This window comes from Bacillus cereus group sp. Bc031, from assembly GCF_027716265.1.
Taxonomy (GTDB): Bacteria; Bacillota; Bacilli; order Bacillales; family Bacillaceae_G; genus Bacillus_A; species Bacillus_A paranthracis.
In genome coordinates this window covers 37,050-63,321 of the sequence record NZ_JAQFUL010000019.1, presented here as the reverse complement: position 1 = coordinate 63,321, position 26,272 = coordinate 37,050, and the positions used below count along the sequence as shown (strand labels likewise).

The window sequence follows — 26,272 nt, the reverse complement described above, 5'->3', positions numbered from 1 at the left end:
TTGACAAAGTGAGTGTGAAATCACAATATTGGTTAACGAATGTAAAACTTGAATGTGGGTACGTATATGAGGAAGCGCGAATTACAAGTACAGAAACAGAAATTTGTAGTTTATTTATTGAAGATGGAAAGATTACGAACATATTACCTGGAATTGTATCAGAGCAAGATGGTGAAGTAGTAAATGCAAATGGTTTACTGGCATTACCAGCATTTGAAGAAATGCATATTCATATTGATAAAACGTATTATGGTGGACCATGGAAAGCATGTACACCAGTAAAAAGTATATTCACTCGTATTCATGAGGAGCAAACTATTCTTCCGAAGCAATTAGAAACTGCAAAGAGTAGAGCGGAGAAAATGTTGCAATTACTTCTTGAAAATGGAGCGACAAATATTCGAACACATTGCAATATTGATCCTGTAATTGGTCTTGGGAATTTAGAAGCAACGATTGCGGCACTGGAAACATATAAAGATAAGTTATCAGCAAAAATTGTAGCATTCCCGCAACATGGTTTGTTAAGAAGTAATTCCGTAGGGCTTGTAAAAGATGCTATGCGTATGGGAGCTCATTTAGTAGGTGGAGTAGACCCAGCAACAGTAGATGGTAATATTGAAAAATCATTGAATACAATTATGGATATTGCAGTAGAGTTTGATTCAGACATTGATATTCATTTACATGACGCGGATCAACTCGGAACATTTACAATGAAGAGATTAGCTGCATTAACAGAAGAAGCAGGGTGGCATGGAAGAGTTACGATTAGTCATGCTCTTGGACTTGGAGATGTATCTGTAGAAGAAGCGGAGGAAATGGCTGAACGACTTGCGGCATTAGGTATTGATATAACGTCAACAGTTCCAATTAGTAGACATGTAATTCCAGTTCCGTTATTAAATCGTAAAGGTGTAAAAGTTTCGCTAGGAAACGATAGTATAACTGATCATTGGTCTCCGTTTGGGACAGGAGATATGTTGCAAAAGGCAAATTGTCTAGCGGAGAGATTTAGATGGATTGATGAGCGCTCTTTAGGGAAAGCACTTCAGTTTATTACGGGTGGGAAATCTATATTAGATGATCAAGGAAATCGTCAATGGCCAAAAATTGGGGATGAAGCAAATATCGTCTTTACAGAAGCATCATGTTCAGCCGAGGTAGTAGCAAGACAAACAGAGCGCTGTGCGGTTTTATATAAAGGAAATGTTGTTGCTGGTAGTTTGGAAAAAACGGCTATAAATAATCTTGTTTGAGAGGATGATTGAAATGCAAAATGTGTATTGGTTAACGAATGTACGATTAGAAACAGGTTACAAGTTTAATAATGAAGTAGTTACAGGTACAGAAACAGCTTTGCATCATTTGCTCATACAAGATGGAAAGATTGCAAAGATTGTACTTGCGGATGTACCGCTTCAAACGGAATATGAAATGAAAGATGCGAAAGAATTGATTGTTCTTCCGTCGTTTGTGGAAAATCATTTTCACCTTGATAAGACAAGACTTGCTGGTCCATGGGAAGCATGTACACCAGTAAAAAATATTATTGAGAGATTAGAGTTAGAACAGCAGGAGTTACCAATTTTAGCTCAAACAACTGGAGAGAGAGCAGAGTTATTACTAAGAAACATTTTAAATGCTGGTTCGACTCATATTCGAACGCATGTAAATATTGATCCGTATATCGGTCTTAAAAACTTAGAATCTGTACGTCAAACGTTAGAGAATATGAAAGATGCGTTTACATATGAAATCGTAGCATTCCCGCAGCACGGCTTACTTCGTACAGAAGCGCATTCTCTTATGAGAGAAGCGATGAAAATGGGCGCAACTTTAGTAGGTGGTGTAGATCCAGCTACTGTAGATAATAATATTGAAAAATCACTTTTTGATATGATGGAAATCGCTGTAGAGGCAAATGCAGATGTTGATTTGCATTTACATGATGCAGGGCATTTAGGTATTTATACAATTAAAAAATTAGCTCAATTTACAGAGGAGGCTAATTGGGACGGGCGTGTTGCGGTCAGTCATGCGTTTAGTCTAGGTGATGTATCTAAAGAAGAAGGAGCAGATATGGCAGACTTATTAGCTGAGAGAGGAATGTCTATTATTACAACAGTACCAATTAACAGAAATATGCCACCAGTACCATTACTTACAGAAAAGGGCGTTCCCGTTTCTTTAGGTTGCGATAGTATGTTTGATTCATGGGGACCATTTGGAAATGCTGATATTTTTGAAAGAGTAGGGCGTTTAGCAGAAAAGTATCGCTGGATTGATGAAAAGTCTTTAGCTTCTTCTTTAACTTATATTACAGGTGGAAAAACGCCATTGGATCAAGACGGAAATCAAGTTTGGCCTAAAGTAGGAGATAAAGCTGATTTTGTTTTCTTACAAGCTACTTGTTCAGCAGAAGCGATAGCTAGACGTGCACAGCGACCTGCTGTGATGAAAGGTGGAAAAATAGTAGCAGGTTCCTTGCAACATGTTCAAGGCGTATTGATTTAATTTACGTATCTCCCTAATTTATCCCGCTTTAACGGGCAGTAAGACCCCCACCTCAAAATTCAGCGGAAGCAAAGAAGTTAGGTGGGGGATCAACTGTCCGTAAAAGTCCGATTGGTTCAACTAATAATCAGTGGGGGATGAACAAAACCCCCACTGATTAAAGTTTCACTTTATATATATTTTTTCAAGGGTTCCTAATGAAAGAATAGGAATCCTTCTTTTTTACGAGAAAAGGAGGGGAATAGATGACACGTACATATATATTACTGTTTATATGTGTAGTAGTTTGGGGGAGTAATTTTATATTTGGTGCGATTTTAGTGAATACATTTCATCCGGTGTTGTTAACGACACTTCACTTACTATTTATTAATTTGTTTTTTCTAGCGTACGCTATTATGTGTAAGAAAGGCTTATATATAGAAAAGAATGAAATGAAAGGTGTATTATTAATTGGAGTCATAGGTGTCGCGATTAATCAATGGTCTTTTTATGAAGGGTTACAAACAGCAGATCCAACAACAGCTGCGCTAATATTAGCACTTACTCCTGTCATGACTTCTATTTTAGCGGTATTTATTTTAAACGAACCGTTAACAGCTAAGTTAGTAATAGGAGGGGGAATTGCTACTTTTGGAGTGTTTTTTGTAATTGGTGTTGGGCAGAGGTTTGTCTTTTCAGAAGGGTTAATATGGATTTTTATAACGATGCTATCTTTTTCTTTATCTATCGTTTTAATTCGGAAATTGGGGAACAGAGATGATATGTTTTTGATTACATTCTTTTCTTCAATTTTTGGTTTTTTAATTATGCTACCGTTTCTTGCTTTTACCTTTTCTCACATAACGTTGAAATACTCTATAGAGAGTTGGTCGCTTCTTATTGTGACAGCAATACTTATGCATGGAATTTGTACATTGGCTTGGAATAATCAATTGAGAAAAGCACAAGCATCAACAGCAGCCATGTTTTTAAATTTAGAACCATTCGTTACGATGGTGGTAGGCTATATTATATTGCAGAAAAGTGTAACAGCTATTCAAATAATCGGAGCTGTTTTTATCGTTTGTGGAGTGTACACTGCGACATTTGGATACGGGAAGAAATCGAAGGGACAAAAAGTTTTGTTTCGAAAAGCTACGTAATAGTATAGTGTGTATTTCTATGTGAAATGTATGGAAGGGATGAAAAATTTGGACAATCAACATAACCAAAATCATATTATGGGAACTTTGCAATGGTTTATATTTTTATTAGCGAATTCAATCGCATTACCAATTGTCGTTGGCGGATTATTTCATCTTACGACGGAGGAAATATTTTATTTAATGCAGCGTACATTTTTTGTAGTTGGTATATCTTCTTTTTTACAAGGGTGGCTTGGACATAGACTACCAATTGCAGATGGACCAGCTGGATCATGGGTTGGCGTATTTACCGTACTTGCTTACGCAACTGTCGGGCAAGATCAATTACACAGTACATTGCAAATTTTAGAATTAGGAATGATAATCTCAGGTGTTATTTTAATAGGACTAGGAGTAACTGGTTTCATCGGACGTATTTTATTTTTATTTACGCCACTTGTGACAGGGACGTTTTTACTTTTATTATGCTTACAATTAAGCGGTGTATTCCTAAAAGGAATGCTAGGGATTACTGCTACTGTTTCTCAAATTGATGCATTTACAGTGATAATTGCGTTTAGTATATTTCTTTTCGTTATTATACTATCTAATTTTGGGAAAGGTTTTGTCAAAAGTTATGCGGTTTTAATAGGATTAATTAGTGGGTGGATTCTTTTTCTCATTGCAGGAAAAGTGACGATTCCATCTCAAGTAACTCATTTTGTGCAACTTCCGCAAATATTTGCTTGGGGACTTCCAAAATGGAATACAGGTATGGCAGTATCAAGTTTCGTTATGGTATGTATTTTAGTTTCAAATACAGTGGCAGCTATTATAGCGATTAATCAAGCTACCATTCAAAAAGCGACTATTGAACAGAAACAGTTGAAGGATGGAACGTGGGTTGGAGGCATTTCACACATCATTTCTTCCATATTTTCAACTGTAGGTGTCGTGCCGTTACCGGCAACGGCAGGATTTATACGTTTAACGAAACAAAAATATATACGTTCGTTCTTACTAGCATGTATGTTACTAGTCGTAATGTCGCTGTTCCCAAGTATTATTCGTTATTTAGCATCTTTACCATCCGCTGTCGCATCTGCGGTTTTAATGGCTTCTTTCGTACAGTTAAATGGAATTGGGTTAAATAATATAAAACAAGTGGAGCTTAATGAAAGGAATGTAACAATTTTAGGCGTTGCAGTATTATTTGGTAGCGGCGTTATGTTTTTACCGTCTGGAGCGCTCCAGTCCTTGCCGTCTGTCATACAATATATATTTGGAAATGGTTTGTTCGTAGGTACAGTTGTCAGCATATTACTAGAACAAATATGGCGTACCGAAAAGTAAGTGGATACAAAGAGTGAACGCACTGTATAAAAGTCTAAAATAACATGTGAAATAAAGCCCATTTTCATTCACCACCCGCACATTTCGTTCATACAATATCTTGACTAAATAAACACCCAACTTACACATACACAGCTCTGGCTTAAGCAAGGAGGGTTATACCAGTTGAAGGAAAAAGCGTATCAATCTAAACCTTTACTCACAAAGAGAGAGAGAGAAGTATTTGAATTACTGGTTCAAGATAAAACAACGAAGGAAATTGCAGGTGAACTTTTTATCAGTGAAAAGACAGTTCGTAACCACATCTCAAACGCAATGCAAAAGCTAGGGGTTAAAGGACGTTCACAAGCAGTTGTTGAGCTTCTTCGTATGGGAGAGCTCGAGTTATAAAAAGAAAGCCGACTTTTATAAGAGAGTCGGCTATTTTTTTGTTTGTATTTTGAACTTAAAAAAGGTATCTCGGACTTTGAGAGGGAAGATACGTTTAAGAAAGAAGTGTTAAAAATAACTATTCTAAAACATGATGTGGTATTTAGAATGGGTATCTTAGTCATTTATGGATAAGAAGGTGCAAATATGAAGTTGTATTTTAAAGATATGGAGATAGGTGAAATTAAAGATGTTTTTGGAGACATGCCATGGATGTATGGAACAATTCGTCTATACGAGAATAGTAAACCGTTCCAAAAGTATTTTCGTGAGATGGTAGACGAAGATAGTATATTTGATTTTGAAAGCATAGACCCTGAATTTTTATATGAAGACAATTGGTCTATTTTTGATGAGGATGATCAACGGTATTTAGGGATTGATATACCTGCTATTCATATGGAGGATACAACAATTGCGTGGCGTTGGAGATAAAAGCTATAAAGTTGTGAACATCTTTGTACGAAAGAATTCAAACGATAACAACAAGCTGACTTTTATACAAAGGGTCAGCTTGTTGTTATCGTTTTTTCCGCTTGCTACATGAATGATAAGAACACTCCATACATAAATAAGTAGTAAGGAGGGGATATGTTGAAAAGGATATTGTTAGTTTCAACAAGCGCTCATGATATGAATGGACACCCGACTGGTTTGTGGCTGGAAGAGCTCGCAGCTCCTTATAACTTGTTTAAAAAGGCTAAGTTTGATGTTGATATTGTGTCGATACAGGGCGGTAGAGTGCCGATTGATAGAGTTTCTATTCCGAACGGGATACCTCGTGAATTTAAGCATGTCGCTTCTTTATTGCAAAATACGAAACCAATCTCAAATGTTCATTTTTCGGATTATGATGCGGTTTTATTTGGTGGTGGACACGGGGCGATTGTAGATTTTCCAGGTAATCCATATGTTGCAAATTTAATTGTGAATATGTACAACAACAACCGAATTGTAGCGGCTGTTTGTCACGGAGTAAGTTCTTTAGTCGGTGTGAAAAATAAGGACGGCTCGTTTTTTAGTGCGGGTAAGCATATAACAGGTTATACAAATGATGAGGAAAAAGCTGTGCATTTAGAAAAGCGAGTGCCGTTTTTGTTAGAAAATAAATTGAAAGAAGAAGGGGCTTTGTTTTATGTTGCTCCAAATTTTACGCCGCACGTCGTAGTAGATGGGCGTTTAATTACAGGGCAAAATCCGCAGTCTAGTATGGAAATAGGGAAAGCTATAAGAAGAGCTGTAAATAAAGTATAGAAAAAGTGCTCGTTACTCATAAAGGTAGCGGGCACTTTTTTTATAGGATAAATGACCCCTTAAACTAAAAAGATGTATTGAGTATAGTGACTTCATTTATAATTAATCGTGAATTTGCTATACTATTTTGTATGGACAAAAGGGGAGGCTCTTTTAATGAGAAAAGTTGCGTGTGCAAATACTTATATTAATAAAATAAAGCCCGTTATTAGAAAAACGAGTTTTAGTCAATTGAAAATAGATGAAATTGCGAAGTATATGGATATTAGTAAAGCTACTTTATATAAACGTTTTTCTTCAAAAGATGAGATTATTGAAGCTGTGGTAGAAGATTTTATGAACTATCTTCTTGAAGGGGATGCGGATAATCAAGATGAAAGTATGTCTTTTGCAGAACGTTTCCAAAAGACGTTTATTCACTCTTTAAAATGTGTGACATACATTTCAGATGTCTTTTTACAAGATTTGAAAGAGGCATATCCGCACTTATCTGATCGGTTAGTCGCTGCACAACAAAATCGTAATCATAATTTGCAAATGTTTTTTGAAGCTGGTATGGAACAAGGTTACTTTAATAAAATGAACGCACAATTATTTATGGTGCAAGATGATGTGATGTTAAGACGTATAATAGATCATTCTTTTTGTATTCAGTACGATATTACGTTAAAGAAAGCGATACTTGATTTTTATCAACTAAAGAAGTATCAACTGTTTAAACCGGAGTATATAGAAGCAATTGATGATTCGGAAATTGAAAAAGAAGTTATGGCTATTTTGCAAATGATTTCGTAAAAAAAGCAGATTTTCCATTACTATAGGAAAATCTGCTTTTTTTATTACATGTTATTTGTTTATGTGTTGTAATACTAATTCAGCTACTAGACCGCCTGAAGCTGGGTTTTGACCAGTGATAACACGATTATCTTCTACAGCAAAAGCTTCCCAAGGCTGTGCAGCTTTTTCGTAAAGTCCTCCATTTTTAATGAGTTCATCTTCTGTTAAAAATGGAACGAATTGATCTAATTCAGCTAGTTTTTCCTCTTCATTTGAGAATCCTGTTACTTTTTTACCGCTAATTAAGCGTTCCCCATTACTTAATGTGATATGAAATAAACCGGCAGCTCCGTGACAAACAGAGGAAACAATTCCGCCATTTTCATAAATGCTACGGCTAATCATTTGGAGTTCTTTATTTTCAGGGAAGTCCCAAATTACACCGTGACCGCCTGCGTAATAAATCGCAGCGTAGTCTTCCTGATTTACTTCACTCGGTTTCATTGTAGAACCGAGACGATTCATAAATTCTTTCTTTTGATACCATTCCCAATCGATGCTCTCCGCCATTGCTAAACTATGCGGATCAATCGGTGTATAACCACCTTGTGGGCTAACATAATCTACTTCGTAACCAGCTTCTTCAACTTTTTTAACGAAATGAACAGCTTCACCAAGCCAAAGGCCAGTAGCTCGATTTAAATTTGGATATTTTTCAACGCTCGTTAATACAACTAACATTTTTTTCTTCATCATAATCCTCCTGTAATGTTTCTTCCGTATACAAGTTCATTATTTTATTAAGTTAGAAATTGCAAATTTGAATAACCGTGTTAGTCCTCCTTATATCGGATTCGAAATTAGTGTATAACAATTTTTGAACAAAGTAAACTAAAAACACTAAATTAGTTTACTTTGTATATTTTTCGTTGACAAACTGTAATGCTGAAACTATGATAGTTCCATGAATATCGAACAACGTACATGTTTCGTTTCGAATTCAATTTGTCGCGCGATAAATGTATACATTTGATGAAGTTGTCTAGTGATAATAGAAGAGCTAAACAACTTCATTTTTCGTTTTCAATTACTACAATCAGGAGAGGTGTTACACATGGGGGAAGATATAAACAATCATTCAAAATGGTTTGTTTTCACATTATGTTTTATCGTTTTATTAGGACCGATGAATGCGGTTTTATTTAATGTTGCGTTAGAGGATATTGCTCATGATTTATCTATTAGTCAATCGAAAGTAAGTTGGGTTGTAGTAGGTTATTCTTTAGTTGTCGGTATTGGTTCAATGATATATGGGAAGCTTGCTGATCGTTACAGTGTAAAAAAACTATTAATTATTTCGATTATCATATTTGTAGTGGGTTCTATTATTGGATTTATGAATCAATCTTATGTGATTACCATTCTTGCAAGATTAGTGCAAGCGAGCGGGGGTGCAGCGTTTATTGCGCTTAGTATGATTGCAGTGGCCAAATTAGTTATTCCTCATAAGAAGCCTGGTGCGTTAGCGATGATTAGTTCTTCTATTGCATTAGCAGTAGGTATTGGCCCTTTAGTTGGCGGGGCTATTACAAATACACTAGGGTGGCCATATTTATTTTTATTTATGGTTATTTCAGTAGTGGGGATTTTCTTGCTTATAAAATTTATGCCAGAAGAAATGCAGCATACGGATGAAACGTTTCATTTTGATTATATTGGAGCGGCGTTACTATTTGCATTCATTACGACTGTTTTACTAGGTATCAATATGAATCGTTGGCTATTTGTGTTATCGATAATTTCTTTATTTTTATTCACGGTTCGTATGAAGAAAGCGGAGCATCCATTTATCGATATTGAGTTGTTTTCGAACAAAGCATTTCTTCGTTTAATAACAGTCGGATTTATAATTAATGTGGCGTTATGTGCTAATTTATTATTGTTGCCATTACTGTTAGGAAGAGAGCACGGATTGTCTCCATTTGTTATCGGAATTGTATTATTTGTTGCATCACTCTTTGGTATTGTGTCTAGTTTTATTACTGGAAAGATTGTCCCTTCGTTTGGAAATGTGAATATGATTTATGTAGCGTCTGTCATTATGATTGTTGGCTTTTTAATTTTAGGGTTTATTCCGAATGGAAGTATAGTCGTTATTGTATTGGCGATTATTTTGACATTTATGAGTTATTCTGCCATTCAAGTATCATTGAACACATTTATACCGAAAACATTACATGCAGCTAAAGTTGGAGTCGGTCTTGGCTTATATAATTTAATTAACTTTTTCGGTATGGCATTTGGACCAGCTGTTGCGAGCAAAATTATGGAATCTACAAATAGTTATCGTTTCAATTTTATTTTAATCGTCATGTTAATTTCTGCTCATTTCTTCTTATTAATAGGAATGTCTTCTTTCCAAAAAAAGATGGAGCATTAAAGATGTACTTTATTATAGAAGAAACCGACTTTCATATAGAAGGTCGGTTGTTTTTCTGTCTTGCAAATTATGAAAAAAAGGAGCAAAATAAAAAAGGTCCTAGTCTATACAGGTACAAATGAAAATTTTCATATAGAAGCAGTTTAAGTGAGCGAACTTAAAGTGTGAAAAATATAATGATAAAATAAGATGATGAATGAGAAAACGGGTGATGAAGTTGAATAGAGCAATCGGTGTTATCGATTCAGGAGTTGGTGGTTTAACAGTGGCGAAGGAATTAATTCGTCAGTTGCCGAAAGAGCGCATTATATATTTAGGGGATACAGCACGTTGCCCTTATGGTCCACGTTCTCGAGAAGAAGTGCGTCAATTTACGTGGGAAATGACGGAGCATTTACTAGATTTAAATATCAAAATGTTAGTTATTGCATGTAATACAGCAACTGCAGTTGTATTAGAAGAGATGCAGAAACAATTACCAATTCCAGTGGTAGGAGTTATTCACCCAGGATCACGTACAGCTTTAAAAATGACAAACACGTATCATGTTGGGATTATTGGAACGATTGGAACGGTGAAAAGTGGTGCATACGAAGAAGCGTTAAAGTCTATTAATAATCGTGTTATGGTAGAAAGTTTAGCGTGTCCACCTTTTGTTGAGCTTGTAGAGAGCGGTAATTTCGAAAGTGAAATGGCGTATGAAGTTGTAAGAGAAACGTTGCAACCGCTGAAAAACACTGATATTGATACGCTTATTTTAGGCTGTACACATTATCCAATTTTAGGTCCTGTTATTAAACAAGTAATGGGAGATAAAGTGCAACTCATTAGTTCTGGTGATGAAACGGCACGTGAAGTAAGTACCATTTTATACCATAGTAAAATGTTGAATGAGGGAGAGGAACAAAGTGATCATCTCTTCTTAACAACAGGAAAAATAGGCCTATTTAAAGAAATTGCATCAAAATGGTTCGGTCAACCGATTGAAAATGTAAAACATATTTATTTAGAAAAAGAATAATAATAGAATTCATATAAGTGAACTCCTGAGAAATCAGGAGTTTTTTTGTTTATAGGGAACACAGCTTGTTCTAAAACATGAAACAGCTCGTATACATAATAGTACAAACTTAGATTTTAGGGGGGAATGGCATGCCTAAATCCACTTTTAAATGGGTTGTTGGTGCTACTGTGAGCGCTGTTTTACTAACAGGGTGTGGCTTTATAAATCAAGAGAAAGCAACGGAGCAAATTGATCCGCCAAAACAAGTTACGTATACAGAGGGTGGAAAGAAAGAAGTATCTAAGAAAGATAAGCAAGGACAAACGGTGAATAGAGAACTATACCTTGTTGATAAAAATGGCTATGTTGTACCGCAAACGTTAGCTATACCTACTCCGAAAGCAAATGAGGTTATTCAGCAAACGTTAGAGTACCTTGTGAAAGATGGACCGGTAACGAATTTGTTACCGAATGGGTTCCGTGCAGTCATTCCGGCGAATACATCGATGACCCTAAACTTGAAAAAAGATGGGACGGCAGTCATTGATTTTTCTAAAGAAATGAAAAACTATGCAAAAGAGGAAGAACGTCAAATCGTTGAATCTATTGCATGGACGTTGACGCAATTTAAAGAAATAAAACAAGTGCAGTTCCAAATAAATGGTGAAAAATTAGCGAAGATGCCTGTTGGTGGTACACCGCTTGGTGAAGGGGTGAGCCGTGCGAACGGTATTAACTTCGATGATGAGCAAGTAGCGGATGTAACAAATACAAAACCAGTAACACTTTATTTTATGGCACAAAATAATAATAAACAGCAATACTACGTACCAGTAACACGCCGCGTTGTAGAAGGAAAAGAAAATGATTATGCAGCAATTGTAGATGAACTTGTAAAAGGGCCGATTCATCAATCTCTTCTGAACGATTTCAATCCAGGAGTTAAGCTCATTACGAATCCGAAATTACAAGATGGAAATCTTACATTAAACTTTAATGAAAATATATTTATAAACCCAGATAAAAATATGATTTCAAATTACGTATTGAAGTCATTAGTTTTATCTTTAACAGAAAAGAAAGGCGTGAAAAGCGTTTCTATTGAAGTAAATGGTAAAGCAAATCTTATAGATGAAAAGGGCGGAAAGTTAATAAAACCTGTAGATCGTCCAGAAAACGTGAATACAGGTAGTTTTTAATCGCCAATAATTTGATATACTTAAGTAAGAAAGGGGAATTGCTTTTTGGGTTCCTCTTCTTTTATTGTATACATATCATACATTTAAATTTGGCTATACTAACAAGTAGTTATGAGGAGGTTATTTTTATGCGAGTAGATGGTAGAGAAAAAACAGAATTACGCCATATACATATTCATACGAATTATTTAAAACATCCAGAAGGATCAGTGTTAATTGAGGTTGGGGATACAAAGGTAATTTGCTCAGCGACAATTGAAGAGCGCGTCCCGCCATTTATGCGTGGAGAAGGAAAGGGCTGGGTAACAGCTGAATATGCGATGATTCCACGTGCGACAGAACAACGTACAATTAGGGAGTCAAGTAAAGGGAAAGTAACAGGACGTACAATGGAAATCCAGCGCTTAATTGGACGAGCATTACGTGCGGTAGTTGACTTAGAAGCGCTTGGTGAGAGAACGGTTTGGATTGATTGTGATGTTATTCAAGCGGATGGTGGAACGCGAACTGCTTCTATTACAGGTGCATACGTAGCGATGGTATTAGCGTTTGAGAAGTTATTACAAGCAGAAAAAGTATCTAAAATTCCAGTAAAAGATTATTTAGCAGCAACGTCAGTAGGGATTGTTGAAGAGCAAGGTGTTGTTTTAGATTTGAACTATGCAGAAGATTCTAAAGCAGACGTTGATATGAACGTAATTATGACTGGAAAAGGTCAGTTCGTTGAAGTGCAAGGAACTGGAGAAGAAGCGACGTTTAGTAGAGCGCAGTTAAATGAATTACTTGATGCTGCAGAACAAGGCATTTTCCAACTGATCGATATGCAAAAAGAAGCGTTAGGTGACATCGTATCTCATATAGAGTAGAGGTGGAAAAAATGAAACAAGTTGTTGTAGCGACAAAAAATATGGGGAAAGTACGTGAATTTGCTGAGTTATTTGAGCGATTTGATTTAGAAGTGAAATCATTACACGATTTTCCTCATATTGAAGAAGTCGAAGAAACTGGTGAAACATTTGAAGAAAATGCAATCTTAAAAGCGGACAGTTTGAGTCGACAATTGAATGCAATTGTAATTGCGGATGATTCAGGTCTTATTGTAGATGCTTTAAACGGGAAACCAGGTGTATATTCAGCACGTTTTGCTGGAGAGCCGAAAGATGATCAAGCGAATATTGATAAAGTTTTACAAGAATTAAATGAAATACCGTTTGATAAGCGTAAAGCTCGCTTCTACTGTGCATTAGCAGTGGCTTTCCCTGAAGGGGATAAAAAGCCTGTCATTGTAAATGGGACGTGCGAAGGGTATATTTTAGAACAGCGCCGCGGGGAAAACGGTTTTGGATATGATCCGATTTTTTATGTGGAAGAATATAAAAAAGCGATGGCGGAACTAAGTTCAGATGAGAAAAATGCTATTAGTCACCGCGGACGTGCTCTACGTAAGCTAGAAGAAAAAATCCCTGAATGGTTTTTAGGAGAATAAGGGAGAGAGATTGATGAAAGCTTTAATCGTAAGCGATAGTCATAGCTCTGTGAAGGAATTACAGCAGTTAAAAGAGAAGTATGAAGGGAAAGTAGATATCATGATTCATTGCGGTGATTCAGAGCTAACGCCTGCTCATGAAGAGTTGCAAGGTTTCCATGTTGTAAAAGGGAATTGTGATTATGCTAACTTTCAAGACGAAATTGTAACTGATGTAGATGGTGTTCGTTTCATAGTTGTGCACGGACATCGTCATAACGTGAAAATGACGTTACAAACATTAGCGTACCATGCTGAAGAGGTAGGGGCGCAAGTTGCATGCTTCGGACACTCTCACGTATTAGGTGCGGAATTAATCGACGGCGTTTTATTTATTAATCCAGGCAGTATTTTATTACCGCGTCAGCGTGTAGAAAAAACATTTGCTTTATTAGAAATGGATGAAAATCAAATGGAAGTTCGTTTTGAAACACTAGACGGACAGCTAGTTGAACAAGCAGTTTTTAAAAGAGGATAAGAAAAATTATCCTCTTTTAAAAAAGGTGTTGACTTTATGTATGGTTATACATATAATAAATATTGTCGATAGGGCAACGGCGCTAACGAAGAAAAATAAAATAACATATGCGGGTGTAGTTTAGTGGTAAAACAAGAGCCTTCCAAGCTCTGGTCGAGAGTTCGATTCTCTTCACCCGCTCCATGTCCCAGTAGCTCAGCAGGATAGAGCAACGGCCTTCAAGAAAAATAGGAGCCTTTATAGGGAAACAAGAACCTATAAAGTGGACGACACTATATCGGTGAAGCCTTAACAGTTCGGCTGATGGTAATACCGAGGAAACTTACGATCTTGAAAAAGATTAAGGAGTTTTGAATGATTAAGTGAAACTTAATGGTAAAGACTCTGAAGTATGATGAAAATCATCGTGAGGTTCCGTAGAGACTACACGTGTCGCACCTGAAATGGTGAAGATATAGTCCAGACTACAAACAGTAATTGCTGGTAGCGAAAGCTATGGTGGTAAGCTAAGCCGTCGGTCGGGAGTTCGAATCTCTCCTGGGACGCTAAAAAAAACCTTGTTATCTTTTGATAACAAGGTTTTTTGTTTGTCTACAAATTGATGTATGTGCAAAAGGTGTAAAAAATATGACGTAATATATGGTAATTATTATGTGTAACGGATTAAAGTGCATGAAGAAAAGAGCGCCATTTATGCGCCCTATTCCTCTTATTTCATTTCAAGAATCAATAGGTTTATGATGGAACTCAAATCCATATCCAGATTCTCCTAACTGTTCACTTACAATATTATAAAACTTTTTACCGCCCTCGTACGATTGAGCAACCGTTATCGAAACTTATCCCCGTTAGTGTGTTACAATGAATAGAAGCGGAAAACGAGAATCTCCAATTGACTAGACCTGTGATTGGTTAGACAGTTTAAGAAGGTTGTATAAAAAAGGGAGATGGCGCAAAGATGGCGAGATCAAATGAGAACGATTTAACGGAGAAATTGGCAGAAGGTCACCGAAAATATGGTGATGGCAACTTTACAGTACAGAACATCGGTGATGAAACCAACCCGGATTGGACTATCGTAAAAAATGTGAGGAAAGGATCGGCAGGTATTCGAGAAGAGGAAGATATATTAAGACTGCGATCAAAATATATAAAATAGTACGGAAATGAGCAGGCCGAGAGTTTGAACATCTTCTAGGACGCTGAAAAACCCTTGTTATCTTTTGATAACAAGGGTTTCTTGTTTAGTTATTAATAAACTTCTCAAATACAAAACCATAATCTTTCACATTATATTGTTTCTTCGTATCAACAAGCCAGTTAAAGGCAATCTCATTCATTTCTTTAAACTGCTCTGCTAAATTTACTTGTGCGTTTGAAATACGGCTAAAAGCGTTAGATGCCATATCTAAACTTTTATGTGCATACTGCAATGTAATGTCGTTGTCGTATGAAATTTCTTCGATTTTAAGTAAAGCTTTATATAAATCTTTTAATTCCTCGATATGTTTTTTATGAACATCAATTGAATAATGTTCATCTCCCATTTGAAATTTAATTTCTACATCTAAATCAATCGTTCCCGCAGTTTCAAGCGCTACGTTTTTAATTTGATATTTACTATAGCTAAAGCGGCGTAGTGTACGTTTTTTGCTTGTCGCACTTGTACCATCTAGGTGAAGTAATCCTTTGTTTGTGAAGCAATATTCATCTGATTTCGATTTAATTAGAAAATAAATTTTCTCTCCATCTTCATGCATTACGTAATCATCAGCATCGACCTTGTCATAATCTTTCGGTGTAATTACAGAACCTACATCACTTAACCCTAAAACATCAGCAGCTACTTTTTTGAACATATATAATCCCCCTTGTAAATTAAATTCTTAATTATACAAAAATATATTAACATGGTTTTAACAAAGAGTTTTCTTTTAATGAGAAAATGTTGGGAGGTAAGTTAAGAAAAGGAACGAATATTATTTTGAAAATATGTAAAAAGGTGCTGAGAAAAAGTGTACCATCATACAAAAACAAAAGGAGATTTAGCTGTTTTAAAGGCACAAGTTGATTTGTATGAAAAAGGATATATGATTTTAATACCACAAACAGAGCATTCGCCCTTTGATCTTGTAGTATATAAGGGCGGGGTATTTAAAAGGGTGCAAGTGAAATATAGAGAGTTGAATGCAAGAGGGATACTGGAAGTAAGATTCCGATCTAGTTATTCTACAGCAAGCGGAGTCGCTACAAAAGAAGTGAATAAAGAAGAAATAGACGTGTATTGTGTATATTGTCCTCAAACGGATTGTTGTTATTATTTCAATCCGAAATTATTTAGTAAATCTATTAGTTTAAGAGTGGATTCTCCGAAAAATAAACAAGAGAAAAAAGTTAATTTTGCAAGTGATTATAGAGAAATTCCGTGAAAGCACCTCAAGCGATATGGGGTGTTTTTCAATCTCTCTTTGAAATCTTACAATTCTGTAAGGTAGTTCGATGGTAACAAATTGCTAATCCTCTATAATGAAGGTAACAACGATAAAACGAGGAGGAAGAAATAATGAAGGGATTAATCGTAACGGGTTTAACAGTTGCTTTTGGATTTGTAGCGTATGAGAAATTAACGTATGTAGTTGATGTTGTAAAACATTTAATCGCTTAGAGGAAACTACCATGAGAGGGAAAGGGAATGAGTGAATGAATGGAATGGTTATTTGGAATTATAGGTACTTGTAGTGTAGTGTTATTGTTCTTTGTCCCGAGTGGTATACTTAGTTCGACAACGAGTTTGTTCTTCTTAAGTTTGTTTGCTTGTACGATGCTTATCATTATGTTTTTAATGAAGCGAAGTAAACCAATCTTCTACTTTAGCATGATTGTTATGGCAATTATTGTTCTCCAAATTATTACCCTTGTTATATACCCCACTATTATAAAAGCTTTCCATTAATGATGAATCCTCTGCTTGAATTGCTGAGGGTTTTTATTTGCATATTTTTAATTTTGAGTAGGAATTCACTTGTATTGAAATATAAAAATTAAATATTTCTATATTTCAAACAAAGGGTTTCGGGATGTTGTGTTCTCATTACTCATTTGATATATTTACTTTAAAGATAATTAAAATCTAGAAAAAGAGGCGGACGTATGGATAAAAAAGAAAATACGGTCGTATTGTTTCCGCAACTATCAGAGCGCTATATTGATGAAGGTTTTTTAGCGCTGAAAGAGCGGAAATTCGAAGATGCATTGCGCTGCTTTGAAATATTACGTCAGTATAATGCAGAAACGGAACAAACGGAACTAGCTTCGGTTATTTGTTTGTTAGAATTAAAATATATGGAAGAAGCGAAAGAGAAATGTGAACAGTTACTGGAAACAGGAGCGGTCTTATTTGGTGATATTCTTGAAACGTATGTGACAATTTTAGTTCAAACAAATGATTATGAAGGCGTTATTGAAACTGTTGAAAAAGTTTTGCAAACGAAAGATGTAATGCCTGAGCAAAAGGAAAAATTAGCACAGCTCGCTTTATTTGCAGAAGGTATGTTACATGAAGTAGATACATCACGAGTTGATTCGAATTTTGAGTTAGATGAATTTACTAATGAAATATTTGGAGAAAACTTTGGGCAAAAGCTAAGAGCGATTCAGCAACTTTCGTTAAAAGACTTGGATCTTGCATTACCTATTTTAAAGAAATTTTTAATAGACGAAAAACAGCACCCTTATTTGAAAACTTCTATTTTATATAAAATGATAGAAAATCAAATAGAAGAAGAGATAGAGGTAGAAAAGTTTGGGAATACGATCAAGGTAATTCCGGCATTTACAGGTCATAATGAGGAGCAATCCGATAACATTATACATAGATTATCAAGTCGATTAGAGCAAAATTATCCTGATATATTTGATGCGATGGTTACATATTGGAAAGAATTGCAAATTAGCATTTTCCCATTCGCTCTATTAATGGATAAAGTGGAGATTTGGGCTGCTGTTTTAGAGAGAATTGGTAGAAAGCGTTTCGGGTTGACTATTGATGAAGAAGAGCTTATGACAGCGTATAATATTGAATTAGAAGAGTTTCATATTGCCTATCAATGGTTATTACGTGTCGAAAGAGAAGGATATTTGCCCGTATAATTATGAAAAAGAATCGTTCGGTTCTTGAAACGAGCATATTCTATGTTATAATGTAAGGGTTGCAAAAGGCAGAAATCTGCCTGTTTGTAAGAGAAGAGAAGTGTAATTCTCTTACTTAATATGTTTCATATTATTCTCGAACAAAATATACCGTAGTTGTCTTTTAGGCAATTAGTAGATTGGAACATTATATCTGAAAGCTTTTGCTAGAGGATTATTTGTACTTTTGTTATTTCAAAAAAGAGATAATGAAGATCTTAATCTATAGAGGTATGTGCATACATTATTATAGTTGGAGGGAAAGAATAAATGGCTGCAAAATGGGAAAAATTAGAAGGTAACGTAGGCGTTTTAACAATCGAAGTTGATGCTAAAGAAGTAAACAACTCTATCGACGCTGCGTTCAAAAAAGTAGTAAAAACAATCAACGTACCAGGTTTCCGTAAAGGAAAAATGCCTCGTCCGTTATTCGAACAACGCTTTGGTGTTGAATCTTTATACCAAGATGCTTTAGATATCATCTTACCAAAAGCATACGGTGAAGCAATCGATGAAGCTGGTATCTTCCCAGTTGCTCATCCTGAAATCGACATTGAGAAGTTCGAAAAAAATGCTAACCTTATCTTCACTGCAAAAGTTACAGTGAAACCTGAAGTTAAATTAGGTGAGTACAAAGGTTTAGCAGTAGAAAAAGTTGAAACAACTGTAACTGACGAAGATGTAGAGAACGAATTAAAATCTTTACAAGAGCGTCAAGCTGAGCTAGTTGTTAAAGAAGAAGGAACTGTTGAAAACGGTGATACAGCTGTAATCGACTTCGAAGGTTTCGTTGATGGCGAAGCATTTGAAGGCGGAAAAGGCGAAAACTACTCTCTAGCAATCGGTTCTGGTACATTCATCCCAGGTTTCGAAGAGCAATTAATTGGTCTTAAATCTGGTGAGTCTAAAGACGTTGAAGTATCATTCCCAGAAGAGTACCATGCTGCTGAATTAGCTGGCAAACCAGCAACATTCAAAGTAACAGTTCACGAAATCAAAACAAAAGAACTTCCTGAGTTAAACGACGAGTTCGCTAAAGAAGCTGACGAAGCGGTTGCAACTCTTGATGAATTAAAAGCAAAACTTCGCACAAACTTAGAAGAAGGCAAAAAGCACGAAGCTGAGCACAAAGTACGTGACGAAGTAGTAGAATTAGCTGCTGCTAACGCTGAAATCGACATTCCAGAAGCTATGATCGACACTGAGTTAGATCGTATGGTTCGTGAATTCGAGCAACGTTTAAGCCAACAAGGTATGAACCTTGAGCTTTACTACCAATTCACAGGTACTGATGCTGACAAGTTAAAAGAGCAAATGAAAGAAGACGCTCAAAAACGCGTAAGAATCAACCTTGTTCTTGAAGCTATCATTGAAGCTGAAAACATCGAAGTTACTGAAGAAGAAGTAACTGCAGAAGTTGAAAAAATGGCTGAAATGTACGGTATGCCAGTAGACGCTATCAAGCAAGCTCTTGGAAGCGTAGACGCTTTAGCTGAAGATCTTAAAGTTCGTAAAGCTGTAGACTTCTTAGTAGAAAACGCTGCATAATAAAATAACAAGGCGCGATTTTAATCGTGCCTTGTTTTATAAATATAGAAATATATTTATAAAACTTTTCGATGAAGAAGGAAAACTTCCTTAATAAGTCGAATATACATATTTCAAAAGTTTTAAAAACTTTTTATTTGTACATAACTAGTCATATTATTTGTATTTCTCGCCACGTAGTGACATAATATGTATTTACATACGATACATTTATCGTGTACATACGAAGGCAAGAGGTTAGCACTTTGTAAGGGGTGTGAAAATATGTTTAAATTTAATGATGAAAAAGGGCAATTAAAATGTTCTTTCTGTGGTAAAACACAAACGCAAGTCCGAAAGTTAGTTGCAGGTCCAGGTGTTTACATTTGTGACGAGTGTATCGAACTTTGTACTGAAATTGTACAAGAGGAGCTTGCGAAAGACGAAGAAGTAGAATTCAAAGATGTACCGAAACCGGTAGAAATTCGTGAAATTTTAGATGAGTATGTCATCGGACAAGATAACGCGAAAAAAGCACTAGCGGTAGCGGTATATAACCATTACAAACGCATTAATTCTAACAGCAAAATTGATGATGTAGAATTAGCGAAGAGTAATATCGCACTTATCGGGCCAACAGGTAGTGGTAAAACATTACTGGCACAAACGTTAGCGCGTATTTTAAATGTTCCATTTGCAATCGCGGACGCAACATCTTTAACTGAAGCTGGGTACGTTGGGGAAGATGTAGAAAACATCTTACTTAAATTAATCCAAGCAGCTGATTATGATGTAGAGAAAGCGGAAAAAGGAATCATTTATATTGATGAGATTGATAAAGTGGCACGTAAGTCCGAAAATCCATCAATTACACGTGATGTATCTGGTGAAGGTGTGCAGCAGGCACTTCTGAAAATTTTAGAAGGTACTGTAGCAAGCGTTCCACCTCAAGGTGGCCGTAAGCATCCGCATCAAGAGTTTATTCAAATTGATACAACGAATATCTTATTCATCTGTGGTGGAGCGTTTGATGGCATCGAGCCAATTATTAAACGTCGTCTTGGTGAAAAAGTAATTGGATTTGGTTCTGAGAAGAAAAATGCTGATGTAAATGAGAAGCATGTTTTATCTCACGTATTACCAGAGGACCTTTTAAGATTTGGTTTAATTCCAGAGTTTATCGGTCGTCTTCCAGTTATTGCGAACCTAGAGCCGCTTGATGAAGATGCTCTTGTTGATATTTTAACGAAACCGAAAAATGCACTTGTTAAGCAATTCCAAAAACTATTGGAGCTTGACGATGTTGAGTTAGAGTTTGAAGAAGGCGCACTAATTGAGATTGCGAAAAAAGCAATTGAACGTAAAACAGGTGCTCGTGGACTTCGTTCTATTATTGAAGGCTTAATGCTTGAGGTAATGTTCGAGCTACCATCTCGCAAAGATATCGAGAAGTGTATTCTTACAAAAGAAACAGTAGCTGATAATGCAGCACCAAAATTGGTGTTACAAGACGGTACTGTACTTGATACAAAAACATCTGCATAATGCGAAGGAGAAACAGCAATTTTTATAATTGCTGTTTTTCTTTATGTTTAGCTATGTTCCTCCGCGGAAATACTAAGAGATAAAACATTGCGGGAGGAAATAAATGATGAGCTGGACAAATATATTTTTACTTGTTCAACTTGTTTTTGGTGTAATTGTCGGATTGTATTTTTGGCATTTACTTCGAAATCAGCGAACACAAAAAGTTTCAATTGATCGAGAATCGAAAAAAGAATTAGAACAGCTTCGTAAAATGCGCGAGATTTCTTTAACAGAGCCGCTTGCGGAAAAGGTGCGTCCTACATCCTTTTTAGATATTGTAGGGCAAGAGGACGGGATTAAGTCGTTAAAAGCGGCTCTTTGTGGTCCGAACCCGCAACATGTGATTATATATGGTCCGCCAGGTGTCGGAAAGACAGCGGCAGCACGTCTCGTATTAGAAGAAGCGAAACGAAATCCAAAATCTCCATTTCGCACAAATGCAACATTTATTGAACTGGATGCGACGACAGCTCGGTTTGATGAACGTGGTATTGCAGACCCTTTAATTGGTTCGGTGCATGATCCAATTTATCAAGGTGCTGGTGCGATGGGGCAAGCAGGTATTCCGCAACCGAAAAAAGGTGCGGTAACAGATGCTCACGGTGGTATTTTGTTTATTGATGAGATAGGTGAACTACATCCGATTCAAATGAACAAAATGTTAAAGGTGCTAGAAGATCGAAAAGTGTTTTTGGAAAGTGCATACTACAGTGAAGAAAATACGATGATTCCAACGTATATACATGATATTTTTCAAAAAGGTTTACCAGCCGATTTTCGCTTAGTTGGGGCGACGACACGTTCGCCAGATGAGATACCTCCTGCTATTCGGTCGCGCTGTTTAGAAGTGTTCTTCCGTGAGTTAGATACAGAAGAAATTCAAAAAGTAGCGAAGAATGCGGCTGACAAAGTGGAAATGCAAATCGGTGAAAATGGTATTGAAATGATCGGGATGTATGCAAGAAATGGGCGAGAAGCGATTAATCTTGTACAAATTTCTGCTGGAATGGCAATAAATGAAGAACGTCCTTTCATTAAAGATGAAGATATAGAGTGGGTTGTTCACTCTAGTCAACTTACACCGAAGTATGAAAAACGCATTTACCCTATTCCGAGAATCGGTCTTGTAAATGGACTTGCTGTATACGGACCAAATACAGGTGCGTTATTAGAAATTGAAGTAACAGCAATCAAGGCGAAAGATAAAGGATCGGTAAATGTTACCGGAATTGTTGAAGAGGAAAGTATTGGTAGTCAAACGAAATCCATTCGTCGTAAAAGTATGGCGAAAGGTTCTGTAGATAATGTATTAACAGTGCTTCGATCTCTAGATGTATTGCCAGAAGGGTACGATATACATATTAATTTTCCAGGTGGTATCCCGATTGATGGGCCTTCGGCGGGAATTGCTATGGCAACAGGTGTGTATTCAGCAGTGCATCATACGTATGTGAATAATGAAGTAGCGATGACTGGTGAGATAAGTATACACGGGGAAGTGAAACCTATCGGTGGTGTGTACGCAAAAGTAAAAGCTGCGAAAAAGGCAGGAGCTAAGAAAGTTATCATTCCTGCTGAAAACATGCAACCATTTTTGTATACAATAAAAGGAATTGAAATTATTCCTGTTCGGAAGTTGAAGGAAGTATTTGAGCTAACGTTTATACAGGAAAATATACATCGAGAGCTCGATGTACATACTACGATAGACGAAACAGATGCACAATCAATGTGAGAATGAACGATAATAGTATTTGCCAGACTTCGTTTAAGTTTGTATGCTTAAGCGGAGTCTTTTTTCTTTTATAAGGGAGAAAAAACGAGGGATTTACAGTTGCGGAGAATCTCTGCAATTGCATCTAGATGTATTGTAATATAAAATAGTTGAACAGGAGTTTAATTTATTATGGAGGTGCTATGTCTAGTATGAATACGAATGAAAGAATCGTGCCCCTCCTACCATTAAGAGGCGTTCTCGTATATCCAACGATGGTTCTGCATCTTGATGTAGGACGTGATAAATCGATACAAGCACTAGAGCAGGCGGCAATGGATGAAAATATCATCTTTTTAGCAATGCAAAAAGAAATGAATATCGATGATCCGAAAGAAGATGACATATATAGTGTAGGTACAGTGGCGAAAGTGAAGCAAATGTTAAAATTGCCGAACGGTACGCTTCGTGTCCTTGTAGAAGGTTTACATAGAGCAGAAGTAGTAGAGTTTATCGAAGAAGAAAATGTAGTGCAAGTTTCTATTAAAACGATAACGGAAGAAGTGGAAGCTGATTTAGAAGAGAAAGCTCTTATGCGCACATTACTGGAGCATTTCGAACAATATATTAAAGTTTCGAAAAAAGTTTCAAATGAAACATTTGCAACGGTAGCTGATGTAGAAGAGCCAGGAAGATTAGCGGATTTAATTGCTTCTCACTTGCCAATTAAAACGAAGCAGAAACAAGAGATTTTAGAAATCATATCTGTGAAAGAACGATTACATACACTTATTTCAATTATTCAAGATGAACAAGAATTACTTAGTTTAGAAAAGAAAATTGGACAAAAAGTGAAACGTTCAATGGAGCGCACGCAAAAAGAATATTTTTTACGTGAGCAAATGAAGGCGATTCAAACTGAACTTGGCGATAAAGAAGGTAAGGGCGGGGAAGTTGAAGAACTTCGTGAGAAAATTGAACAGTCAGGAATGCCTGAAGAAACAATGAAGGCCGCACTGAAAGAATTAGATCGTTATGAAAAGTTACCAGCAAGTTCTGCGGAGAGCGGTGTTATTCGCAATTATATCGATTGGTTATTAGCACTTCCGTGGACAGAGGCAACAGAAGATATGATTGATCTTGCTCATTCTGAAGAGATTTTAAACAAAGATCATTACGGTCTTGAGAAAGTGAAAGAGCGCGTACTTGAATATTTAGCGGTACAGAAGTTAACGAATTCATTAAAAGGGCCTATCCTTTGTTTAGTAGGACCACCTGGGGTCGGAAAAACTTCGTTAGCGCGTTCTATTGCAACGTCATTAAATCGTAATTTTGTCCGTGTATCCCTTGGTGGTGTGCGTGATGAATCTGAAATTCGTGGTCACCGTCGTACGTACGTTGGAGCAATGCCAGGACGTATTATTCAAGGTATGAAAAAGGCGAAATCAGTTAATCCAGTCTTCTTATTAGATGAAATTGATAAAATGTATAACGATTTCCGTGGAGATCCTTCAGCAGCATTACTTGAAGTGTTAGACCCAGAACAAAACCATAACTTCAGTGATCATTATATTGAAGAACCATATGATCTATCGAAAGTTATGTTTGTAGCAACTGCGAATACACTTTCCAGTATTCCAGGTCCGTTACTTGACCGTATGGAAATTATTTCGATTGCTGGCTATACAGAGCTTGAAAAGGTTCACATTGCTCGTGAACATTTATTGCCGAAACAATTAAAAGAGCATGGCTTACGAAAAGGTAATTTACAAGTACGTGATGAAGCGCTTCTTGAAATTATCCGCTATTATACACGTGAGGCTGGTGTTCGTACATTAGAGCGCCAAATTGCAAAGGTTTGTCGTAAAGCAGCAAAGATTATCGTTACAGCAGAACGTAAGCGTATTGTAGTAACAGAGAAAAACGTTGTTGATTTACTTGGTAAGCACATATTCCGTTATGGGCAAGCTGAAAAAACAGACCAAGTTGGTATGGCGACAGGTTTAGCGTATACGGCAGCAGGTGGCGATACACTGGCGATCGAAGTGTCCGTAGCGCCAGGTAAAGGGAAATTAATTTTAACAGGGAAACTTGGGGATGTTATGAAAGAATCCGCACAAGCAGCGTTTAGCTATATTCGTTCTCGTGCAGAAGAGCTTCAGATTGATCCTGATTTCCATGAGAAAAATGATATTCATATTCATGTTCCAGAAGGAGCAGTTCCAAAGGATGGACCGTCAGCAGGTATTACGATGGCAACGGCACTTATTTCTGCGCTAACAGGTATTCCTGTAAGTAAAGAAGTGGGGATGACAGGTGAAATTACACTTCGTGGTCGTGTATTACCGATTGGTGGTTTAAAAGAAAAAACATTAAGTGCTCACCGCGCAGGTTTAACAAAGATTATTTTACCAGCGGAAAATGAGAAAGATTTAGATGATATTCCAGAGAGCGTAAAAGAAAACCTTACGTTTGTGCTTGCATCTCATTTAGATGAAGTATTGGAGCACGCATTAGTAGGAGTGAAACAATGAAAGTAACAAAAGCAGACATTGTAATTAGTGCTGTTAAACCAGAACAATATCCAGACGGTGACTTACCAGAAATTGCATTAGCAGGTCGTTCAAATGTCGGGAAGTCTTCCTTTATTAATAAAATTTTAAATCGTAAAAAGTTAGTACGTATTTCTTCTAAACCAGGAAAAACACAAACATTAAACTTCTTCTTAATTAATGAGATGATGCACTTTGTGGACGTTCCAGGTTACGGATATGCGAAAGTATCTAAAACAGAGCGCGCGGCTTGGGGTAAAATGATTGAAACGTATTTTACAACACGTGAGCAATTAGATGCAGCTGTATTAGTAGTTGATTTACGCCACAAACCAACAAATGATGATGTAATGATGTATGATTTCTTAAAGCATTATGACATTCCAACCATTATTATTGCAACGAAAGCCGATAAAATTCCGAAAGGGAAATGGCAAAAGCATTTAAAAGTTGTAAAAGAAACGCTTGATATTGAAAGTGGCGATGAAGTCGTTCTATTCTCTTCTGAAACAGGACTTGGGAAAGAAGAAGCGTGGAAAGCAATTCATAAATTTACAAAAACAAAAAACGCGTGACGAATGTCGCGCGTTTTTTTCTTTATA

25 protein-coding genes, 1 tRNA gene and 1 pseudogene are annotated in these 26,272 nt (G+C 36.5%); 24 read left to right on the top strand and 3 right to left on the bottom strand.

The window, feature by feature from the left end; translation table 11 throughout:
* The first annotated feature begins 8 nt into the window (after positions 1–8).
* The 8 genes from PDQ33_RS10260 (at position 9) to PDQ33_RS10225 (ending at position 7,475) form a co-directional block, all read left to right on the top strand.
* Entirely contained in the window at positions 9–1,259 is a 1,251-nt protein-coding gene (locus tag PDQ33_RS10260; RefSeq protein ID WP_061132086.1) for an amidohydrolase family protein, read from the top strand.
* 13 nt (positions 1,260–1,272) lie between these two features.
* On the top strand, positions 1,273–2,517 hold the full coding sequence (locus PDQ33_RS10255; protein ID WP_270755494.1) for an amidohydrolase family protein: 1,245 nt from the start codon (positions 1,273–1,275) through the stop codon (positions 2,515–2,517).
* Between the two features lie 245 nt (positions 2,518–2,762).
* A complete protein-coding gene (locus PDQ33_RS10250) occupies positions 2,763–3,662 on the top strand; it encodes a DMT family transporter (protein ID WP_270755496.1) in 900 nt (299 codons plus the stop codon).
* Positions 3,663–3,692: 30 nt separating this feature from the next.
* The gene (locus tag PDQ33_RS10245) at positions 3,693–4,997 is read left to right on the top strand and encodes a purine/pyrimidine permease (RefSeq protein ID WP_270755497.1); all 1,305 of its coding nucleotides are present in this window, start codon (positions 3,693–3,695) and stop codon (positions 4,995–4,997) included.
* A gap of 165 nt (positions 4,998–5,162) precedes the next feature.
* Complete coding sequence (gene gerE, locus PDQ33_RS10240) at positions 5,163–5,387, top strand: spore germination transcription factor GerE (protein ID WP_000659484.1); 225 nt, start codon at positions 5,163–5,165, stop codon at positions 5,385–5,387.
* A 186-nt stretch (positions 5,388–5,573) separates the two neighbouring features.
* Positions 5,574–5,861, top strand: coding sequence for a hypothetical protein (locus tag PDQ33_RS10235; RefSeq protein ID WP_270393978.1), 288 nt, complete (start codon positions 5,574–5,576; stop codon positions 5,859–5,861).
* Positions 5,862–6,017: 156 nt separating this feature from the next.
* Positions 6,018–6,680: a type 1 glutamine amidotransferase domain-containing protein gene (locus tag PDQ33_RS10230; RefSeq protein WP_000919613.1), complete on the top strand. Its 663-nt coding sequence runs from the start codon at positions 6,018–6,020 to the stop codon at positions 6,678–6,680.
* A 156-nt stretch (positions 6,681–6,836) separates the two neighbouring features.
* Positions 6,837–7,475, top strand: coding sequence for a TetR/AcrR family transcriptional regulator (locus PDQ33_RS10225; protein WP_001233027.1), 639 nt, complete (start codon positions 6,837–6,839; stop codon positions 7,473–7,475).
* A 51-nt stretch (positions 7,476–7,526) separates the two neighbouring features.
* Here the strand turns inward: PDQ33_RS10225 and PDQ33_RS10220 are convergent, their stop codons facing one another.
* A complete protein-coding gene (locus PDQ33_RS10220; protein WP_061132089.1) occupies positions 7,527–8,210 on the bottom strand; it encodes a type 1 glutamine amidotransferase domain-containing protein in 684 nt (227 codons plus the stop codon).
* 361 nt (positions 8,211–8,571) lie between these two features.
* On the opposite strand from PDQ33_RS10220, the gene PDQ33_RS10215 reads away from it, so the two are divergent.
* From PDQ33_RS10215 to PDQ33_RS10185, 7 genes are all read left to right on the top strand, one after another.
* Complete coding sequence (locus tag PDQ33_RS10215) at positions 8,572–9,897, top strand: MFS transporter (protein WP_000503385.1); 1,326 nt, start codon at positions 8,572–8,574, stop codon at positions 9,895–9,897.
* A 211-nt stretch (positions 9,898–10,108) separates the two neighbouring features.
* Entirely contained in the window at positions 10,109–10,918 is an 810-nt protein-coding gene (gene racE, locus PDQ33_RS10210) for a glutamate racemase (RefSeq protein ID WP_000773996.1), read from the top strand.
* 131 nt (positions 10,919–11,049) lie between these two features.
* Complete coding sequence (gene gerM, locus PDQ33_RS10205) at positions 11,050–12,099, top strand: spore germination protein GerM (protein ID WP_001126762.1); 1,050 nt, start codon at positions 11,050–11,052, stop codon at positions 12,097–12,099.
* Positions 12,100–12,227: 128 nt separating this feature from the next.
* The gene (gene rph, locus PDQ33_RS10200; RefSeq protein ID WP_001261765.1) at positions 12,228–12,965 is read left to right on the top strand and encodes a ribonuclease PH; all 738 of its coding nucleotides are present in this window, start codon (positions 12,228–12,230) and stop codon (positions 12,963–12,965) included.
* Between the two features lie 11 nt (positions 12,966–12,976).
* The gene (locus PDQ33_RS10195) at positions 12,977–13,585 is read left to right on the top strand and encodes an XTP/dITP diphosphatase (protein WP_061132090.1); all 609 of its coding nucleotides are present in this window, start codon (positions 12,977–12,979) and stop codon (positions 13,583–13,585) included.
* Between the two features lie 13 nt (positions 13,586–13,598).
* Positions 13,599–14,102, top strand: a complete 504-nt coding sequence (locus PDQ33_RS10190) for a metallophosphoesterase (RefSeq protein ID WP_000645498.1) — start codon at positions 13,599–13,601, stop codon at positions 14,100–14,102.
* Positions 14,103–14,211: 109 nt separating this feature from the next.
* A tRNA-Gly gene (locus PDQ33_RS10185) sits at positions 14,212–14,285 on the top strand.
* 536 nt (positions 14,286–14,821) lie between these two features.
* Here PDQ33_RS10185 and PDQ33_RS29160 read toward each other — a convergent pair.
* Positions 14,822–14,908: pseudogene (locus tag PDQ33_RS29160) on the bottom strand (DUF6572 domain-containing protein); the annotation flags it as partial.
* Positions 14,909–15,060: 152 nt separating this feature from the next.
* Between PDQ33_RS29160 and PDQ33_RS10180 the strand changes: the two are divergent.
* Positions 15,061–15,261 (top strand): hypothetical protein, encoded by a 201-nt coding sequence (locus PDQ33_RS10180; protein WP_000124456.1) that lies wholly within the window; start codon positions 15,061–15,063, stop codon positions 15,259–15,261.
* Between the two features lie 85 nt (positions 15,262–15,346).
* Here PDQ33_RS10180 and PDQ33_RS10175 read toward each other — a convergent pair whose 3' ends face one another.
* Positions 15,347–15,961, bottom strand: a complete 615-nt coding sequence (locus PDQ33_RS10175) for a PH domain-containing protein (RefSeq protein ID WP_000475206.1) — start codon at positions 15,959–15,961, stop codon at positions 15,347–15,349.
* A 156-nt stretch (positions 15,962–16,117) separates the two neighbouring features.
* On the opposite strand from PDQ33_RS10175, the gene PDQ33_RS10170 reads away from it, so the two are divergent.
* The 8 genes from PDQ33_RS10170 to ysxC all read left to right on the top strand — a co-directional run bounded on the left by PDQ33_RS10170 (position 16,118) and on the right by ysxC (position 26,245).
* Positions 16,118–16,531, top strand: a complete 414-nt coding sequence (locus PDQ33_RS10170) for a group I intron-associated PD-(D/E)XK endonuclease (RefSeq protein WP_000274735.1) — start codon at positions 16,118–16,120, stop codon at positions 16,529–16,531.
* Between the two features lie 275 nt (positions 16,532–16,806).
* The gene (locus PDQ33_RS10165) at positions 16,807–17,055 is read left to right on the top strand and encodes a hypothetical protein (protein WP_001983650.1); all 249 of its coding nucleotides are present in this window, start codon (positions 16,807–16,809) and stop codon (positions 17,053–17,055) included.
* 197 nt (positions 17,056–17,252) lie between these two features.
* Positions 17,253–18,251, top strand: a complete 999-nt coding sequence (locus PDQ33_RS10160) for a hypothetical protein (protein ID WP_061132100.1) — start codon at positions 17,253–17,255, stop codon at positions 18,249–18,251.
* A gap of 309 nt (positions 18,252–18,560) precedes the next feature.
* Positions 18,561–19,838, top strand: a complete 1,278-nt coding sequence (gene tig / locus PDQ33_RS10155; protein ID WP_000729258.1) for a trigger factor — start codon at positions 18,561–18,563, stop codon at positions 19,836–19,838.
* 264 nt (positions 19,839–20,102) lie between these two features.
* Positions 20,103–21,362, top strand: a complete 1,260-nt coding sequence (gene clpX / locus PDQ33_RS10150; RefSeq protein ID WP_000472282.1) for an ATP-dependent protease ATP-binding subunit ClpX — start codon at positions 20,103–20,105, stop codon at positions 21,360–21,362.
* Positions 21,363–21,468: 106 nt separating this feature from the next.
* Complete coding sequence (gene lonB / locus PDQ33_RS10145; protein WP_061132264.1) at positions 21,469–23,139, top strand: ATP-dependent protease LonB; 1,671 nt, start codon at positions 21,469–21,471, stop codon at positions 23,137–23,139.
* 182 nt (positions 23,140–23,321) lie between these two features.
* On the top strand, positions 23,322–25,652 hold the full coding sequence (lon, locus tag PDQ33_RS10140; RefSeq protein WP_270393967.1) for an endopeptidase La: 2,331 nt from the start codon (positions 23,322–23,324) through the stop codon (positions 25,650–25,652).
* On the top strand, positions 25,649–26,245 hold the full coding sequence (gene ysxC, locus PDQ33_RS10135; RefSeq protein ID WP_000869113.1) for a ribosome biogenesis GTP-binding protein YsxC: 597 nt from the start codon (positions 25,649–25,651) through the stop codon (positions 26,243–26,245). Before lon ends, ysxC begins: the two co-directional genes overlap by 4 nt.
* The last annotated feature ends 27 nt before the right edge of the window (positions 26,246–26,272 follow it).